The organism is Streptomyces katrae (genome assembly GCF_000717655.1).
GTDB lineage: Bacteria > Actinomycetota > Actinomycetes > Streptomycetales > Streptomycetaceae > Streptomyces > Streptomyces katrae_B.
Genome location: NZ_JNZY01000001.1, coordinates 164,798 through 179,524 on the forward strand (window position 1 = coordinate 164,798; position 14,727 = coordinate 179,524).

General features: G+C 71.8%; 14 protein-coding genes. 3 read left to right on the forward strand and 11 right to left on the reverse strand.

Annotated elements, in window-relative coordinates; genetic code table 11:
* Positions 1–48: 48 nt before the first annotated feature.
* Entirely contained in the window at positions 49–1,875 is a 1,827-nt protein-coding gene (locus IF09_RS0100800) for a phosphoenolpyruvate carboxykinase (GTP) (RefSeq protein ID WP_030290887.1), read from the forward strand.
* Positions 1,876–1,993: 118 nt separating this feature from the next.
* Here IF09_RS0100800 and IF09_RS0100805 read toward each other — a convergent pair whose 3' ends face one another.
* The 4 genes from IF09_RS0100805 to IF09_RS0100820 all read right to left on the reverse strand — a co-directional run bounded on the left by IF09_RS0100805 (position 1,994) and on the right by IF09_RS0100820 (position 6,521).
* On the reverse strand, positions 1,994–2,536 hold the full coding sequence (locus tag IF09_RS0100805) for a hypothetical protein (protein WP_037633591.1): 543 nt from the start codon (positions 2,534–2,536) through the stop codon (positions 1,994–1,996).
* A gap of 85 nt (positions 2,537–2,621) precedes the next feature.
* On the reverse strand, positions 2,622–4,247 hold the full coding sequence (locus tag IF09_RS0100810; RefSeq protein ID WP_051831984.1) for a substrate-binding and vWA domain-containing protein: 1,626 nt from the start codon (positions 4,245–4,247) through the stop codon (positions 2,622–2,624).
* A complete protein-coding gene (locus IF09_RS0100815; RefSeq protein WP_030290896.1) occupies positions 4,244–5,431 on the reverse strand; it encodes a toxic anion resistance protein in 1,188 nt (395 codons plus the stop codon). The genes IF09_RS0100810 and IF09_RS0100815 overlap by 4 nt, the downstream gene beginning before the upstream one ends.
* Before the next feature lie 13 nt (positions 5,432–5,444).
* Complete coding sequence (locus IF09_RS0100820) at positions 5,445–6,521, reverse strand: substrate-binding domain-containing protein (protein WP_030290898.1); 1,077 nt, start codon at positions 6,519–6,521, stop codon at positions 5,445–5,447.
* Positions 6,522–6,664: 143 nt separating this feature from the next.
* On the opposite strand from IF09_RS0100820, the gene IF09_RS0100825 reads away from it, so the two are divergent.
* Positions 6,665–7,099, forward strand: a complete 435-nt coding sequence (locus IF09_RS0100825; protein ID WP_158709889.1) for a hypothetical protein — start codon at positions 6,665–6,667, stop codon at positions 7,097–7,099.
* 184 nt (positions 7,100–7,283) lie between these two features.
* Here the strand turns inward: IF09_RS0100825 and IF09_RS0100830 are convergent, their stop codons facing one another.
* Positions 7,284–7,703, reverse strand: coding sequence for a hypothetical protein (locus IF09_RS0100830; protein WP_030290904.1), 420 nt, complete (start codon positions 7,701–7,703; stop codon positions 7,284–7,286).
* 100 nt (positions 7,704–7,803) lie between these two features.
* Positions 7,804–9,015, reverse strand: a complete 1,212-nt coding sequence (locus tag IF09_RS0100835; protein WP_030290905.1) for a pyridoxal phosphate-dependent aminotransferase — start codon at positions 9,013–9,015, stop codon at positions 7,804–7,806.
* 310 nt (positions 9,016–9,325) lie between these two features.
* Here IF09_RS0100835 and IF09_RS0100840 point away from each other — a divergent pair, with 310 nt between their 5' ends.
* Positions 9,326–9,802 carry a macro domain-containing protein gene (locus IF09_RS0100840; RefSeq protein ID WP_030290906.1) on the forward strand — a complete coding sequence of 159 codons (477 nt, stop codon included), beginning with the start codon at positions 9,326–9,328 and terminating at the stop codon, positions 9,800–9,802.
* A 59-nt stretch (positions 9,803–9,861) separates the two neighbouring features.
* Here IF09_RS0100840 and IF09_RS0100845 read toward each other — a convergent pair whose 3' ends face one another.
* From IF09_RS0100845 to IF09_RS0100865, 5 genes are all read right to left on the reverse strand, one after another.
* Positions 9,862–10,338 carry a nitroreductase/quinone reductase family protein gene (locus IF09_RS0100845; protein WP_030290908.1) on the reverse strand — a complete coding sequence of 159 codons (477 nt, stop codon included), beginning with the start codon at positions 10,336–10,338 and terminating at the stop codon, positions 9,862–9,864.
* A 162-nt stretch (positions 10,339–10,500) separates the two neighbouring features.
* Entirely contained in the window at positions 10,501–10,686 is a 186-nt protein-coding gene (locus IF09_RS0100850) for a hypothetical protein (RefSeq protein WP_030290913.1), read from the reverse strand.
* 87 nt (positions 10,687–10,773) lie between these two features.
* On the reverse strand, positions 10,774–11,784 hold the full coding sequence (locus tag IF09_RS0100855; RefSeq protein WP_030290915.1) for a YdcF family protein: 1,011 nt from the start codon (positions 11,782–11,784) through the stop codon (positions 10,774–10,776).
* 83 nt (positions 11,785–11,867) lie between these two features.
* The gene (locus IF09_RS0100860) at positions 11,868–13,439 is read right to left on the reverse strand and encodes an N-acyl-D-amino-acid deacylase family protein (RefSeq protein WP_030290917.1); all 1,572 of its coding nucleotides are present in this window, start codon (positions 13,437–13,439) and stop codon (positions 11,868–11,870) included.
* Between the two features lie 7 nt (positions 13,440–13,446).
* Entirely contained in the window at positions 13,447–14,727 is a 1,281-nt protein-coding gene (locus IF09_RS0100865) for an alanine racemase (protein ID WP_030290919.1), read from the reverse strand.

Genomic DNA, 14,727 nt, shown 5'->3' on the forward strand with positions numbered 1-14,727 from the left:
CAGCCCCCACGGGGCAAACACCAAACAACCCCTCAACAAGGAGCAATCGTGGCGCGCGAGAACGCGGCTCCCCTTTCCCTCCCGACGTCCCACCAGGAGCTGATCTCCTGGGTGGACGAGATCGCAGCGATCACCCAGCCCGACCGGGTCGTCTGGTGTGACGGCTCCGAGGCCGAGTACGAGCGCCTGTGCGCGGAGCTCGTCGCCAAGGGCACGTTCAAGAAGCTCGACGAGGGCAAGCGCCCCAACTCGTACTACGCCGCCTCCGACCCGTCCGACGTCGCGCGCGTCGAGGACCGGACCTTCATCTGCTCCGAGAAGGAGGAGGACGCGGGCCCGACGAACCACTGGAAGGCTCCTTCCGAGATGAAGGAGATCTTTGCCGGGCAGGAAGGTATCTTCCGCGGCTCCATGAAGGGCCGGACGATGTACGTCGTCCCCTTCTGCATGGGCCCCCTCGGCTCCGAGCTCTCCGCGATCGGCGTCGAGATCACCGACTCCGCCTACGTCGCGGTCGCCATGCGCACGATGACCCGCATGGGCAAGCCCGTCCTCGACGAGCTCGGCACCGACGGGTTCTTCGTCAAGGCCGTCCACACCCTCGGCGCTCCGCTCGCCGAGGGCCAGGCCGACGTGCCGTGGCCCTGCAACACCACCAAGTACATCTCGCACTTCCCCGAGACCCGCGAGATCTGGTCGTACGGCTCGGGCTACGGCGGCAACGCCCTGCTCGGCAAGAAGTGCTACGCGCTGCGCATCGCCTCCGTCATGGCGCGCGACGAAGGCTGGCTCGCCGAGCACATGCTGATCCTCAAGCTCACCCCGCCGCAGGGTGAGGCGAAGTACGTCGCCGCCGCGTTCCCGAGCGCCTGCGGCAAGACGAACCTGGCCATGCTGGAGCCCACGATCCCCGGCTGGACGGTCGAGACCATCGGCGACGACATCGCCTGGATGCGCTTCGGCGAGGACGGTCGCCTGTACGCGATCAACCCCGAGGCCGGCTTCTTCGGCGTCGCGCCCGGCACCGGCGAGCACACCAACGCCAACGCCATGAAGACGATGTACGCGAACACCGTCTTCACCAACGTCGCGCTCACCCCGGACGGCTCCGACGTCTGGTGGGAGGGCATGACCGAGGAGCCCCCGGCCGAGCTCATCGACTGGAAGGGCAACGCCTGGACCCCGCAGTCCGAGACCCCGGCGGCCCACCCCAACGCCCGCTTCGCCGTCCCGGCGTCCCAGTGCCCGACGATCGCCCCCGAGTGGGAGGACCCCAAGGGCGTCCCGGTCTCCGCGATCCTCTTCGGCGGCCGCCGCGCCTCCGCCGTGCCGCTGGTCACCGAGTCCTTCGACTGGAACCACGGCGTCTTCATCGGCTCGAACATCGCCTCCGAGAAGACCGCCGCCGCCGAGGGCAAGGTCGGCGAGCTGCGCCGCGACCCGTTCGCCATGCTGCCGTTCTGCGGCTACAACATGGGCGACTACATGGGCCACTGGGTCGACGTCGCCAAGGGCAAGGACCAGTCCAAGCTCCCGAAGATCTACTACGTGAACTGGTTCCGCAAGAACGACGCCGGCAAGTTCGTGTGGCCCGGCTTCGGCGAGAACAGCCGCGTCCTGAAGTGGATCGTCGAGCGCCTCGACGGCAAGGCCGAGGGCGTCGAGACCCCCATCGGCATCCTGCCGACCGTGGCCTCCCTCGACACCGACGGCCTCGACATCGCGGCCGAGGACCTGGACTTCCTCCTCACCGTCGACAAGGAGGTGTGGCGGGACGAGGCCTCCCTGGTCCCCGAGCACCTGAACACCTACGGCGACCACACTCCCAAGGAGCTGTGGGACCAGTACCACGCGCTCGTCGAGCGCCTGGGCTGAGGCCGCGCCCTGAAGAAGGGCCAATGAACGTGGGAGCCCCCGACCAAGCGGCGCCCACCGCTGTGGGAGCCCCCGACCAAGCGGTTCCCACCGCAGCACCGGCCAAAAGTCATACCTGTCAGGAGTGTTGTCCGCGCTCCTCCAGGTAGGTCGTGTGCGTCTGCTGACGGCGGGCCTCTGCTTCGCGGAGGTCCGCCGTCACGCTTTCCGCCTCCTCGAACAGCAGCGACAGCTGCCGCTCCAGGTGGCGTTCCGGCGACTCCCCGCCCGGGGTGAGCCGGTTCCACCAGCGCGTCCGGTTGTACGTGTCCACGCACTCCGGCACGTCCAGCTCGATCGCCCGCGACAGCGCGTGCACCGACTCCGGATCGGCGGCCAGCACGTCGGCCACCCACCCCGGCTCCAGCAGCGCCCCGTACAGCTCCATCAGCTCCGCGAGCCGCCCCCCGGCCGGAGCGGGCAGCTCCACCTCGGCCACGTACTCCCGCAGCCGGCCGAACTGCTCCCGTACGCCGTTCAACTGCGCGGTGGGCCCCTCGGGCTCCGGCGGGGCCGGCCGCTCCGGCGGGGTGATCAGCGCGCCCGCGCCGTACAGCCCCGCCACGACCACCGGCCAGTACGTGCCCGCGACCCCGGTGAGGGTCAGGCCCAGCCCGGCCATGCCGCAGGCGCTGCCGGCCAGGTTCTTCTTCGATTCCAGGTAGTCGAGAAGGCGCGTGCCGAGCCCTCTCCCGCCGGCGGCGGGTCTATTGGTATCCACGGATCTCCTCGAAGGCTCCGTCCAGCGATCCGTTGCCGCCGGTGGCGTCGAAGAGCCGACCGCCGGTCAGTTCGGTGATGTGGGCGAGCTCCTTGCGGTCCGAGTCCCCGAACAGCACCGCGAAGACCGGCGTGTGCTTCTGCGCGTCCGGCAGCCCGGCGTAGAAGGAGTCGAAGTCCTTCGCCTTGTCGCCGCTCTGCCCGTCCGTCATCAGCACGATCGAAGTGAACGCGTCCGCGTTGCCCTTCCCCAGGTGCTCGTACGCCGCCTTCAGACTGCCGTACACGGCCGTACCCCCCTGCGGCCGGAGCGATTTCACATCGCCCCGGATCGCATCCAGCGCGGGCCCCGGATTGCCCGGCTCGACGACGTGCGTCAGCACCTCCTTCACCTTGTCGCCGAACGGCAGGAGCGTCACCTCCTCGCGGTCCCGGAACCGCTGCCCGGTCCCCGAACCGCCCGTGCCCGTCAGCTCGGTGAGCGCCGACCGCAGCCGCCCGATGCGGTCCTCCTCGGCCATGGAGCCCGAGGTGTCCAGGACGTACACCGTGCGCGAGGGCCGGCGCAGCTCGTTCTCGTACGAGGCCAGCAGTCCGTCGGCGACCGACCGGGTGCCCGGGAACGGCAGTTCCCTCCGCTTGTCCGCGTTCAGCCCTGCGGCAGGCTGCACCCCGGCCGTGACCGGCCGGCGGAAGGTCTTCTCGGTGATCGCCTTCTGCGCCTCGGCGCCGCTCAGGTAGTCGGTCAGTGCCCGCCCCGACTCGCGGGCCCCGGCCGGGGCCGAGGTCAGCAGGGTCAGCGGGTAGTGGGCGGTGACCACGCCGTCGCGCGGCCGGATCACCGTCAGGCCGGTCTTCGCGTCCCGGTTCATGGACAGCAGCACGGACTCGTAGTTCACCAGCGCGTCCACGTCCCCGCGCTTCGCGTACGCGGTGGCCAGCCAGCCGGAGGAACCCGAGGTCAGCTTCTGCCCGGCGAAGAACTCCTTCAGCTTCGGCCGGGCCGTCTTCACGTCCTCCTCGGTCAGCGCCGCCTGCGCGCCCGACAGCCCGGAGGCCACCGAGACCAGCGCGGAGAAACCGGAGTTGGAGCGCACCGGGTCGGTCATCCCGTACGACAGCTTCCCGGCGGCGACGGCCTCGTGCACCGCCGACCAGGTGACGTCCTCCGGCTTCCAGCCGAGCCGGGCCAGCGCGTCCGCCCGGACGCCGAGCGCGACCGGCGAGGACATCACCGGGGTCTCGCTGCTGAGCTTCCCGGCGGTCTCGGGGCGCAGCCGCAGATAGTCGTTGGAGGAAAGCCAGATCGCGTCGTACTTGCCGTCGGCCTTGCCCGAGGCGACCTGCTCGGCCGCATCCAGGGTGCCGGACCAGGTCAGCTCGACGGTGACCCCGGTGGCGGCCTTCGCGGCCTTCAGCACCGGCTCCATGTCGGCCAGTTCGCTGGAGGCCAGCACCCGCAGCTTGCCCTCCTGGTACCTCGACCGGCTGGGCTTCGCCGGATCCGGATCGTCGGAGGTGCAGGCCGAGGCCCCCAGCAGGGTCGCGGCCAGCGCGACCGCCGCCGCAAGCCGTCTGCGCACCGAAGCGGTACGGACGCCACGGACGGTCATCGGTCCCCGCCTTCCAGGGCGCCGGAGGTACGCGTACGGGCCAGGTAGGCCGACGCGGTCTGCAGTTCCCCGGTCAGGGACTCGACGGTGGCGGCCATGTTCTCGGTGGCCTGCACCTTGAACGTGTCGATCGCGTCCAGCGTCCGGTAGATCTGCGCGAAGGCCGTACGCAGCGTCTCCGCGCCGACCGCCGGGTCGGCGGCGATCCGCTGGATCTCCCCGCTCTGCGTGGACAGCATCTCCGCGTTCCCGCGGATCAGGTCCTCGGTGGTCGTACGCAACGTGTTGACCTGCTCGATCACCCTGCGCTGGTGGTCGAGGGCCGAAGCCAGCATCACGGCGATCCGCAGCGCGGACACGGTGGTGGTGGCGGCCCGGTCGACGCCCTTGATCAGCTCGTCGTTGTTGCGCCGGACCACGTCCATCGCCAGGTAGCCCTGCGCGCACACCGCCAGCTGCGTCAGCAGGTCCTGGTGCTTCTGCCGGACCGGGAAGAGCAGGTCGGCGCGCATCGTGTCGGCCGCCTGAGGGTCGCTGTGCTCGGCCTCGGTGATCCGCTGCCCGACCGCCGTGTCGAGGGCCTCGGTGAGGACGGCGTACTCCTGCAGCTTGCCCATGGTCTCCCACAGGCGGGCCCGCTCGGTGTGCAGGGCCGCGTTGTCGCGGCGCAGCTCGTCCTGGCCGCCGCGCAGCGCGCCCACGATCTTGTTGAGGGTGGCCTGCGACGAGGCGTACTTGGCCACGTGGTCGCGGAACTTGTTGCCGCCGGGCAGCTTCGCGAGGAGCGCCTTGACGCCCTTGGCGGGCGTGTCCCGCGGGTCGAGGTCCTCCACGGTGCGGCGCAGCTCGACCAGGGAGCCCGCGACGCGGGCCTGGGCGTCGCCGCCCCCGTCGGAGCCGAGGGAGCGTACGGCCCGCTCGAGCATCCGGTTGGACTGCTGGGCGGCGCTGCGGATGTCGGCGGCGCCGAGCCCGGAGATCTCGCCGATGCGGCTCGCGAACTCGGGGGAGCGGGGGTCGATCCCGGCGAGCGAGCCGACGTACTCCCCGGCCCGGCGGGCCATCTCCTCGCGCACCCCGTCCTGGAGCGGTACGAGGCCCGAAGCCTGCTCCCGCTTGACGGGGGCGACGGGCTCGGGGGCGGTGAGGACGAGCGGGCCGTCCTCCGGTGGTGTCAGAGTCATGTACGTAGCCCCCCTAGCCCTTGGCGCGCGCGGCCAGCGCCATCAGGATCTTGACGGTCGGTGCGCTGACCTGGCGGATGCCGGCCAGCTCCGGGTTGAGGTACGCGGCGTGTGCGGCGGTGGCCGCGGTGAACTCGGGCACGCCGTTCTGCGGCCGGAACCCGTGCCGGACGGCCAGCTCGCGCAGCTTCGGGTCGGTGGCGAGGAGGGCGCCGAGCTCCTTGGCGTTCTCGCTGATCGGCACGAAGGTGTGCGGGGAGTTGACCGTGGTGTCCGGGTAGAGCACCACCATGTCCCCCGGAACCGGATTCTGCTGGAGCAGGGAGGCCACCTGGGACTCGTACGCGAGGATGAGCGGTTCGCCGCTGCCGGAGATGAAGGCCCGGAAGGGGTCGTCGGTGCTCGGCTCCAGGGCGCCCTGGACGGAGATCAGCTTCTGCATCAGGGGCGCGGTGCGGTCGATGCCTGCCTGGTCGGAGACCACGTTGTTGCCGTTGGCGACGTTCGAGGTGGCGGCCAGGAAGAGCGCGCCGGAGTTGGACGTCGCGGGGTCGGTGGTCTTGATGAACACGGTGCCGGTCAGCTCCGCGTGGGCGGCGGAGCCGGACAGCTGCTGCCAGCTGCGCTTCTCGTCGGCGGCCTTGAGGTAGGGGCCCATGAGGAGGGTCCCGGAGTTCTTGCCGGTCATCTTGGCGAGGTGGTTGTCGGCGAGCACCTTGGCGGCGTTGGAGCGGGCGATGACGACGAGCGGCGAGAAGAAGGGCTTGGTGGTCTGGGCTCCCTTGACGCCGGCCGCGGCCTCGATCTCCGGGGCGGGTTCGCTGCTGCTGGGGAAGGCGAAGTCGAAGTGCCTGAGGGCGAGTTGGTCCATGGCCCAGGAGCCGGACGTTTCGGTCTTCACGGTGTAGCCCCTGTCGGCCAGGGCTTTGACGACGTCGGGATCGCGGAAGTATTCGGACTTCTCGGATCCGATGACGCCTTTCACGGTCTTCGTTGCCGTGCGCGGGGTCTTGTCTCCTCCGGCGAGGGCGACGGCGACCACGCCGCCGAGGAGGAGGACCGCCAGGGCGATTCCTAGGATGCGTCTCACGGGTGCAGCGTGCTCGCGGAAACCCACATTCCGCGCGAAGTTGAGTGAACGCCAGGTGGCCAGGCGGTCCCACTTCGAAATGCTGTGTGGATCGGCCGGTGCTGGCAGGCGGGGCGGCAGGCCGGGAGGATCGTCCCATGGGCGTGAGCGCGTTGAAGTGGCAGGGCTGGGCGGTCGGCCTGATGGTCGTGGCCGGTCTGCTGGTGTTCGCCCCGCTGGGCCTGTACGTCTGGGCCAGCGGCGAGCCGGGCGCGGCGCCGCCGCGACCGGCGGTGGAGGACGTACGGGTCACCGGCTGCCGGATCGACCCGGGCAGCCGCCGTGTGGTGGCGACGGTGGAGGTGACGGGCCGCCCCGAGGGCACGGGCGCGTACGTGGTCACGGTCGAGTTCCGCGAAAAGGCCGCCCCGGACCCGGCCACCCGCTCCGCCCAGGCCCTGGTCAAGGTCCCGGGCGTAGCCCCGGCCGTCACGGAACACGCCGAAGTCCTGGGCCCCCTCTGGCCCCCGGCAACAACCCCCTGGTGCGGAGTCGCCGCCGCGGACTTCACCCCATGGAGCCCCGTCGGCGTCCTCTGACCCCGCCGGCGTTTGAGGCGCGGGTCCGGGCATAGTCCGGGGAGCGGTGGAAGGGCGGGTGGGGCACGAGCCCCGCGCAGCGGCACACCGGACACGGCCCCGAGGGGCCGGCCCGGCCATACCCCGGCCCGGCCAGGGCGGTGGCGCCCGGTCCGGAGCCTCCGCGGCCCCGGACCGGGGCCGATCAGAGGCTGCCGGCCAGGTTCTGCGAGGCCAGGGCGGCGGCGTGCGCGTCCATGCGCTCGGCGGCGAGGATCGCGACGGTGGTGTCGGCGCGGGACGCGGCGACGACCAGCGCGCGGCCGGCGAGGTCATGGGCCCGCCGGTGCAGGGCGGTGAGCTCGGCGGCCCCGGCGATGTCGGCGCGCGGCGCCCGCGTGGGCTCCGCGCCGCCCCGCAGCCGGGTCACCTGGGCGGCGATACGGGCGGCTGCGCCGTCGAGGCCGAGCTCGTCGGTGACGGTCAGCAGGGCCGCCAGGTGCCCGGCGAGCTGGGTGTCCAGAGCTTCGGCGCGGCTGCTGTGCGGATAGCCGCCGGCGTGGGCGTCGGAATGGCGGCCGCCCAGACGGTGGACGACCGGCTTCGTGCGGATCGGCTCGTACATGAGGGGGCCTCCTGCGTGGTCAGGAGGCCATCCTACATTGGATCCGTTCTAAAGTTGTGCTCGATCCGGTATCGAGTGCCTCGTGCCTGGCGAGCCCTCCCTAGGGCTGGCCGTATCCGTCGAGGAACTTGCCGATCCGCGTCACGGCGTCCGCCAGGTCCTTGGGGTTCGGCAGCGTCACGATGCGGAAGTGGTCGGGCTCGGGCCAGTTGAAGCCCGTACCGTGCACCACCATGATCTTCTCGGCCCGCAGCAGGTCGAGGACCAGCTGGCGGTCGTCCTTGATCTTGTAGACGGCCGGGTCGAGCTTCGGGAAGAGGTACAGCGCGCCCTTGGGCTTCACGCAGGTGATGCCGGGGATCTGCGTCAGCAGGTCGTACGCCGTATCGCGCTGCTCCAGCAGCCGCCCGCCCGGGAGGACGAGGTCCGTGATCGACTGCCGGCCGCCGAGGGCGGTCGCGACGGCGTGCTGCGAGGGCATGTTCGCGCACAGCCGCATGTTGGCCAGGATCGTCAGGCCCTCGATGTACGACGCGGCGTGCTTCTTGGGGCCGCAGACCGCCATCCAGCCGGACCGGTAGCCGGCGACGCGGTAGTTCTTGGAGAGCCCGTTGAAGGTGAGCGTCAGCAGGTCCGGGGCGATCGCGGCGGTGTTCGTGTGCGTGGCGCCGTCGTAGAGGATCCGGTCGTAGATCTCGTCGGAGCAGACGATCAGGTTGTGGCGGCGTGCGATGTCCGTGAGGCCGCGCAGCATTTCGTCGTCGTAGACGGCGCCGGTCGGGTTGTTCGGGTTGATGATCACCATCGCGCGGGTGCGGTCGGTGATCTTGCGCTCGATGTCGGCGAGGTCGGGCATCCAGTCGGACTGCTCGTCGCAGCGGTAGTGCACGGCGGTGCCGCCGGCCAGCGACACGGAGGCGGTCCACAGCGGATAGTCCGGTGCCGGGACGAGCACCTCGTCGCCGTCGTCGAGCAGCGCCTGCATCGACATCTGGATCAGCTCGGAGACGCCGTTGCCGAGGTAGATGTCCTCGACGTCCAGCTCGATGCCCTTGGTCTGGTAGTGCTGCATGACCGCGCGGCGCGCGGAGAGCAGCCCCTTCGCGTCCCCGTACCCGTGGGCGTTGCCCAGGTTGCGGAGCATGTCCTCAAGGATCTCCGGCGGGCACTCGAAGCCGAAGGCCGCGGGGTTGCCGGTGTTGAGCTTGAGGATGCGATGACCTGCTGCTTCGAGCCGCATGGCCTCTTCGAGGACGGGGCCGCGGATCTCGTAGCAGACATTGGCGAGTTTCGTTGACTGGATCACCTGCATGACGGGAGCTTACGGGCCGTACGGGCGCTCCGCCGAGGTATTCGGTGCGGGATCAGAGGAGCGATATGTCCCGTTTCGCATGATGGGACGGTGGCGGCCCGATCCACCCTTGGAAACGGCGGCACCACGGCGCTCCCGCCTGCGGAATCGGTGGGGGCCGCGAGCGGGCGGGCGGCGGTGTTGCGCTCGTCACGCTCGTCGCTTCGGGCGCGCGTACGGGGCTCGAACAGGGCCGGGGCCCCCGGGCGCCGCCGGCGTACCGATGTCAGTGACCGCCCGTACCGTGGTGGGTGGGGGAAAGGGGCGGAACATGGAACATCTGCGCACCATCGCGGGGGACGCGACCAGCCCGCAGGCCAAGGGGCCGAAGATCATCGCGCACGTCTGCAACGACATCGGCGGCTGGGGCAAGGGCTTCGTGGTGGCGCTCTCGAAGCGCTGGCCCGAGCCCGAGAAGGCGTACCGGGCCTGGCACCGGGGCCGCAGCGGGAACGACTTCGGGCTGGGTGCGGTCCGGCTGGTCCAGGTGGAGCCGGACGTCTGGGTGGCCAACATGGTCGGCCAGCGCGGCATACGCACGGGCAGCGGCGGCCCCCCGATCCGCTACGACGCGGTGGAGCGCTGCCTGGCGGCGCTCGCCGGGCACGCGCTCGAACGGGAGGCCTCGGTCCACATGCCCCGCATAGGCTGCGGCCTCGCCGGCGGCAAGTGGGCCCGCATCGAACCGCTGATCACCCGGGCCCTGTCCGCGCGGGACGTGCCCGTGACGGTCTATGACCACGAGTGAGCGCGGACCGGCCGCCGGGCCGGCCGGTCCGATGCGGGGCGTGATCCGTACGGACGGCCTCAGGCGCAGCGGCCGGGGGCCGGCTCCAGGATGACCAGCGGGATCTCCCGGGGAGCCGCCGCCGTCCGGTAGTCGTCGAACAGGGGCCACAGGGCCGTCATGGCGGGCCAGTAGACGTCCCGCTCGACCGGGCAGGCCGTACGGGCCGTGGCCTGGAAGACGGCCGGGCCGACCTGGAGGCGGACCTCCGGGTGGGCGGCCAGGTTCCGGTACCAGGCCGGGTGCTCCGGGGCGCCCCAGTCCGCGGCGAGCACGATGTGGCGGCCCGCGTCCTCGACGTAGATCAGCGGGGTCCGGGCGGTCCGGCCCGTGGTGCGGCCGACCGTGGTGAGCAGGAGCGTGGGGACCCCGTGCCACAGATGGCCGTCGAGTCCGCCGGTCGTCACGTACTCCCGTACGTGCTCCCGGACGTGATCCCGTTCGCGCCCCGGCTTCGGGTCGGTGGGGTGGTCCCAGTCGATGGTGATCGTCTGCATGGCGGTGCCTCCGAGTCAGGGCCCCCGCGAGGCTTAACGATCCTTCATCGATTCTGGATGCGGTCGGCCTCGGGCCGGCGCAGCCGACGTGTGGCCCCGGTCCGGGAGTGCGGCCCCCGGACCGGGGCCACCAGCAGCTTTCGTGCCGCGCTACCGTCCGCGCTACGGGAGGTAGCGCTCGATGACCGCCGGGCCCTCCTTCTCGATCAGCTGGCGCGCCTTCTCGAGCCGCTCCGGAGTCGGCTCCATGCCTTGCACCATCACGAGGTCCTCGGGGTCGTACGGCCGTTCCCCGCCGCTGAAGAGCTTGGCCGGCCGCTTGGGCTGCTGGTCCGATTCACTGTCCATCGGTTACCTCCTCGGAATGTCCCCCGATCCCCTACATCCTCCGGCGGCATCGCCATGAACGCACCTGCAGGGCACCGGCCCGCGCCGTCACGCCGAGGCGACCGCCGCGAACGCCGTCAGGGCGACTATCGAGGCGCAGATGCTCAGGTTCACCGCCCGGTGCTCCCAGAACACCGCGACGAACTCGCGGAGGGTGGCGCTCGGCCAGAAGTACGTCGCCGTCGGGGAACCGAGCACCTGCCCGTTCACCCCGGCCCTGCGGGCCGTCATGGCGGCCCGGAACGCGTGGAAGTTGTTGGTGACGACCACGCAGCGGTAGCCGGGGTGCGCCTCGAGCATGATCGTGCGGCTGAAGGCGAGGTTCTCCTTCGTCGTACGGGAGCGGTCCTCGAGCCGTATCTGCTCCTCCGGGACGCCCTGCGCGATCAGCCAGTCGGCCATCGCCCGCGCCTCCGACATCCTCTCGTCCGTCCCCTGTCCGCCCGAGACCAGCAGCAGCGGCACCCGGCCACCGCGGGCCACCTGGGCGGCGTGGATCTGTCGGCCTTTCTCCAGGCGGGAGGCCAGCAGCGGAGGTACCCGCTCGCCGCAGATGAGGCCGGAGCCCAGCATCACCACGTAGTCGACGTCGCCGCGCACCGTGATCCGCCCGTAGAGGAAGGCGTACGTGAGGAAGCAGAGGAAGAGGAAGGAGACGTAGCCGACGAGCATGATCAGGCCCGCCACCATCGTGTCCACGACGCGCGAGCCCCGGCCGGCCACCCCGAGGACCAGCGCGATCAGCGCGAAGATCCCGAGGCCCGCCGCCATGGACAGCATGTTGGTCGGGCTGCGGCCCTCCTTGCGGATCATCGTCAGGCCGTTGCGGATCAGGTAGCCGCCGAGTACGAGCGTGCCGACCGTCGGCACGAGCAGCACCAGCAGCACCGCCATCGCGTCCAGCGGTGACGGCAGCTCAGGTATCTGGAACAGCAGGCCCGTCGACCCGAACATCAGGGTGAGGCCCAGCAGGACCGCGTTCCGGAAGCGCCGGCGGTCCTCCCGCACGCTCACGCAGAAGAGGACGAAGAAGAGCGCGGCGGGGACGAAAGCGAGCATGCCGCCCATCGTAGGCGGACGGCCCGAACCCCCAACGGACCCAACGGCTGAGCGGCCTCACCGGACTCGCCGGCCTCGCCGCCTCAACGGCCCCGGTACGGCGTCCTGCGGACCGACCGGCCGGCCAGGACGTCCGTCCTGCGCCCGTCCCGCATCACGAACCGGCCGTCGACCAGCACGTGCGGGATGCCGGCCGGCAGCGCGCGCGGGTTCTCGTACGACGACCCGGCCGCGACCGTCTCCGGATCGAACAGGACGAGGTCGGCGCGGTGGCCCGTGCGCACCAACCCCCGGTCGGGCAGGCGCAGTCGGGCCGCCGGGCGGCCGGACAGGTGGGCCACGCACTCCTCCAGCGAGAGCACGCCGAGCTCGCGCACGTAGCGCCCGAGGTAGTGCGGGAAGGTGCCGTACGCCCGCGGATGCGGTTTCGCGCCCCGGAGGATGCCGTCGGAGCCGCCGGTGTGGACCCGGTGGCGCATGATCGCCCGGACGTTCTCCTCGTGGCCGACGTGCTGGAGGATCGTCGGCCCCAGCCGGTCCTCCACCAGCAGCCGCCGCGCGGTGTCCCAGTCCCGCAGGCGCGTGCCGACGTACGCCCCGTGCGCGGGGTCAGCCGTCCCCGAGATCTCGATCGTCGTCCAGTCGACGGGGACGCCGTGGCAGCCGTCGGCCCCGGTCACCTCCAGCGCGTACCGGATGCGCTCGGCCTCGGCGTCGTCGCGCAGGCGGGCGAGGACGGCCTCCGGGCCGCCCTCGTTCGCCCAGCTCGGCAGGAGCGCGGCCAGGGTGGTGCAGCCCGGGGTGTACGGGTACGAGTCGAGGGTGATGTCGGCCCCGGCGGCGAGGGCCTCGTCGAGGAGGGCGAGGAGCGCGCCCGCCCGGCCCTCGTTCTCCGCGAAGTTCATGGTGGCGTGCGCGAGATGGAGCGCACAGCCGGCCTCCCGGCTCAGCTCGACCATCTCGGTGTACGCGCCGAGTGCGCCGCGCCCGTACGAGCGGTGGTGCGGGCAGTAGTAGCCGCCGTACCCGGCCACGACGCGGCACAGCTCGGTCAGTTCGGAGCCGGACGCGTACATGCCGGGGGTGTAGGTGAGCCCCGAGGACATGCCGACGGCGCCCTGCGCGAGGCCCTCGGCGACGAGCGCCCGCATCCGGTCGAGCTCGGCGGGGGTGGCCGGGCGGTCGTCCCAGCCGAGGGCGTACGCGCGGACGGTGCCCTGCGGGACGAGGTACGCGGCGTTGACGGCGATGCCGGTGCGGTCGAGCCGGTCCAGGTACCCGCCCACGTCCCGCCAGTCGAACTCGATGTCCTCGCCCGCGCCGTTCCACCCGGTGATGGCGGCCCGCACCTCGGCGAGCGTGCGGTCGTCGACGGGCGCGTACGAGAGCCCGTCCTGGCCGAGGACCTCGAGGGTCACGCCCTGGGCGGCCTTGGCGCTGTGGTCGGGGTCGCGGAGCAGGGCGAGGTCGCTGTGGGCGTGCATGTCGACGAAGCCGGGAGCCAGCGCGAGGCCGTGCGCGTCGACGGTGTGCCGGCCGCCGGAGCGGATCCGGCCGATCTCGGCGATCCGGCCCCCGTGCACGCCGACGTCGGCGGTGTACGAGGGCCCGCCCGTGCCGTCGACGACGCGGGCTCCGCGGATGACCAGGTCCACGGCGCGGCTAGAAGAAGGTGCGCACGTAGTCGGTGACCGTCCCGTCGGCCGCGACGACCGGGATCAGCGGCCACTTCTCGAAGATCGTGCAGGGGTGGGACATGCCGAGGGCCACCCAGTCGCCGACGTTCACCCCGTCCGCGGAGCCGGTCTCCAGCCAGGCGTGCTGGTCGGACAGTCTGACCACGCGGACGCCGGTGGCGGGGCGCTCCTCGCCGGTGAGGGCGTCGCGGATGAGCTCGGCCTCGGGCAGGCCGAGGTCGTAGGCGATGTCGCGCTTGCCCGCGTTGACGAAGGCCTGCGTGGGGGAGGGGCGGGAGACGACCTGGGTCCAGAGCCGGAAGGCGGGACGCAGGCCGCCCTCCTCCGGGACGCGGTTGAAGGGGGTGAGGCGGGTGTACCAGCCGTGGTCGTGGGAGACGTACGCGCCGGAGCGCAGCAGCCGCAGCGTCGGCCGGGACAGCTCCGGGAGCTCGGCGAACACGTCGGCGACGGCGTCGAACCAGGCGGAGCCGCCGGCGCTGACGACGATCTCCTCGACGCCGGGCGCGAACCGCCCGGCCCGGTCGAACTCGACGGCGAGCGCGGTCATCCGGCGCAGGTAGGCGTGGACGGAGTCCGGGTCGGCGCCGGGGACCTCTGCCTCGTACCCGGCGATGCCGACGAGGCGCAGGGCGGCGGCCTCGGCCACGGCGTCGGCGACGGCCCGGCAGTCCTCGTCGGTCCGCGCGCCGGTACGGGCGCCCTCGCCGGCGCCGAGCTCGACGACGACGTCGACGACCTGGCCCTGCCCCTGCAGGGCCCGGTCCATGAGCTGGACCCCGCGCACGGAGTCGACGTAGCAGACGAAGCGGAACTCCGGGTCGGCGGCGAGCTCGGCGGCCACCCAGCGCAGGGCGGCCGGGTCGACGAGCTCGTTGGCCAGGAAGATCCGCTGGATGCCGAAGGCGCGGTAGACGCGGGCCTGGTGGGGGACGGCGGCGGTGATGCCCCAGGCGCCGTGTTCGAGCTGGCGCTGGAAGAGCTGCGGCGCCATGCAGGTCTTGCCGTGCGGGGCGAAGGCGAGGTCGTGCCGGGCGGCGTACGTGCCGAGGGCCGTGAGGTTGTGCTCCAGCGCGTCGGCGTCGAGCGTGAGGACGGGGGTGGTGAAGCCGCCCGTGTAGAGGTCCCGCTTCTCGGCGGCCAGCTGCCCGACCGTGAGCTTCGCCTGCTCGGCGTCGGGCGGCAGCCCCTTGAACCGGTGGTCGACCGGTTCGTCGGCGAGCCGGCGGACTGCGTCGGTGCCCAT

What these genes read in the sequence shown, in the direction of transcription:
- IF09_RS0100850 (WP_030290913.1), bottom strand. Translation starts at nt 10,686, where the DNA reads ATGGACAGTGAATCGGACCAGCAGCCCAAGCGGCCGGCCAAGCTCTTC.
- IF09_RS0100815 (WP_030290896.1), bottom strand. Translation starts at nt 5,431, where the DNA reads ATGACTCTGACACCACCGGAGGACGGCCCGCTCGTCCTCACCGCCCCC.
- IF09_RS0100840 (WP_030290906.1), top strand. Translation starts at nt 9,326, where the DNA reads ATGGAACATCTGCGCACCATCGCGGGGGACGCGACCAGCCCGCAGGCC.
- IF09_RS0100835 (WP_030290905.1), bottom strand. Translation starts at nt 9,015, where the DNA reads ATGCAGGTGATCCAGTCAACGAAACTCGCCAATGTCTGCTACGAGATC.
- IF09_RS0100845 (WP_030290908.1), bottom strand. Translation starts at nt 10,338, where the DNA reads ATGCAGACGATCACCATCGACTGGGACCACCCCACCGACCCGAAGCCG.
- IF09_RS0100805 (WP_037633591.1), bottom strand. Translation starts at nt 2,536, where the DNA reads ATGGCCGGGCTGGGCCTGACCCTCACCGGGGTCGCGGGCACGTACTGG.
- IF09_RS0100830 (WP_030290904.1), bottom strand. Translation starts at nt 7,703, where the DNA reads ATGTACGAGCCGATCCGCACGAAGCCGGTCGTCCACCGTCTGGGCGGC.
- IF09_RS0100810 (WP_051831984.1), bottom strand. Translation starts at nt 4,247, where the DNA reads ATGACCGTCCGTGGCGTCCGTACCGCTTCGGTGCGCAGACGGCTTGCG.
- IF09_RS0100865 (WP_030290919.1), bottom strand. Translation starts at nt 14,727, where the DNA reads ATGGGCACCGACGCAGTCCGCCGGCTCGCCGACGAACCGGTCGACCAC.
- IF09_RS0100855 (WP_030290915.1), bottom strand. Translation starts at nt 11,784, where the DNA reads ATGCTCGCTTTCGTCCCCGCCGCGCTCTTCTTCGTCCTCTTCTGCGTG.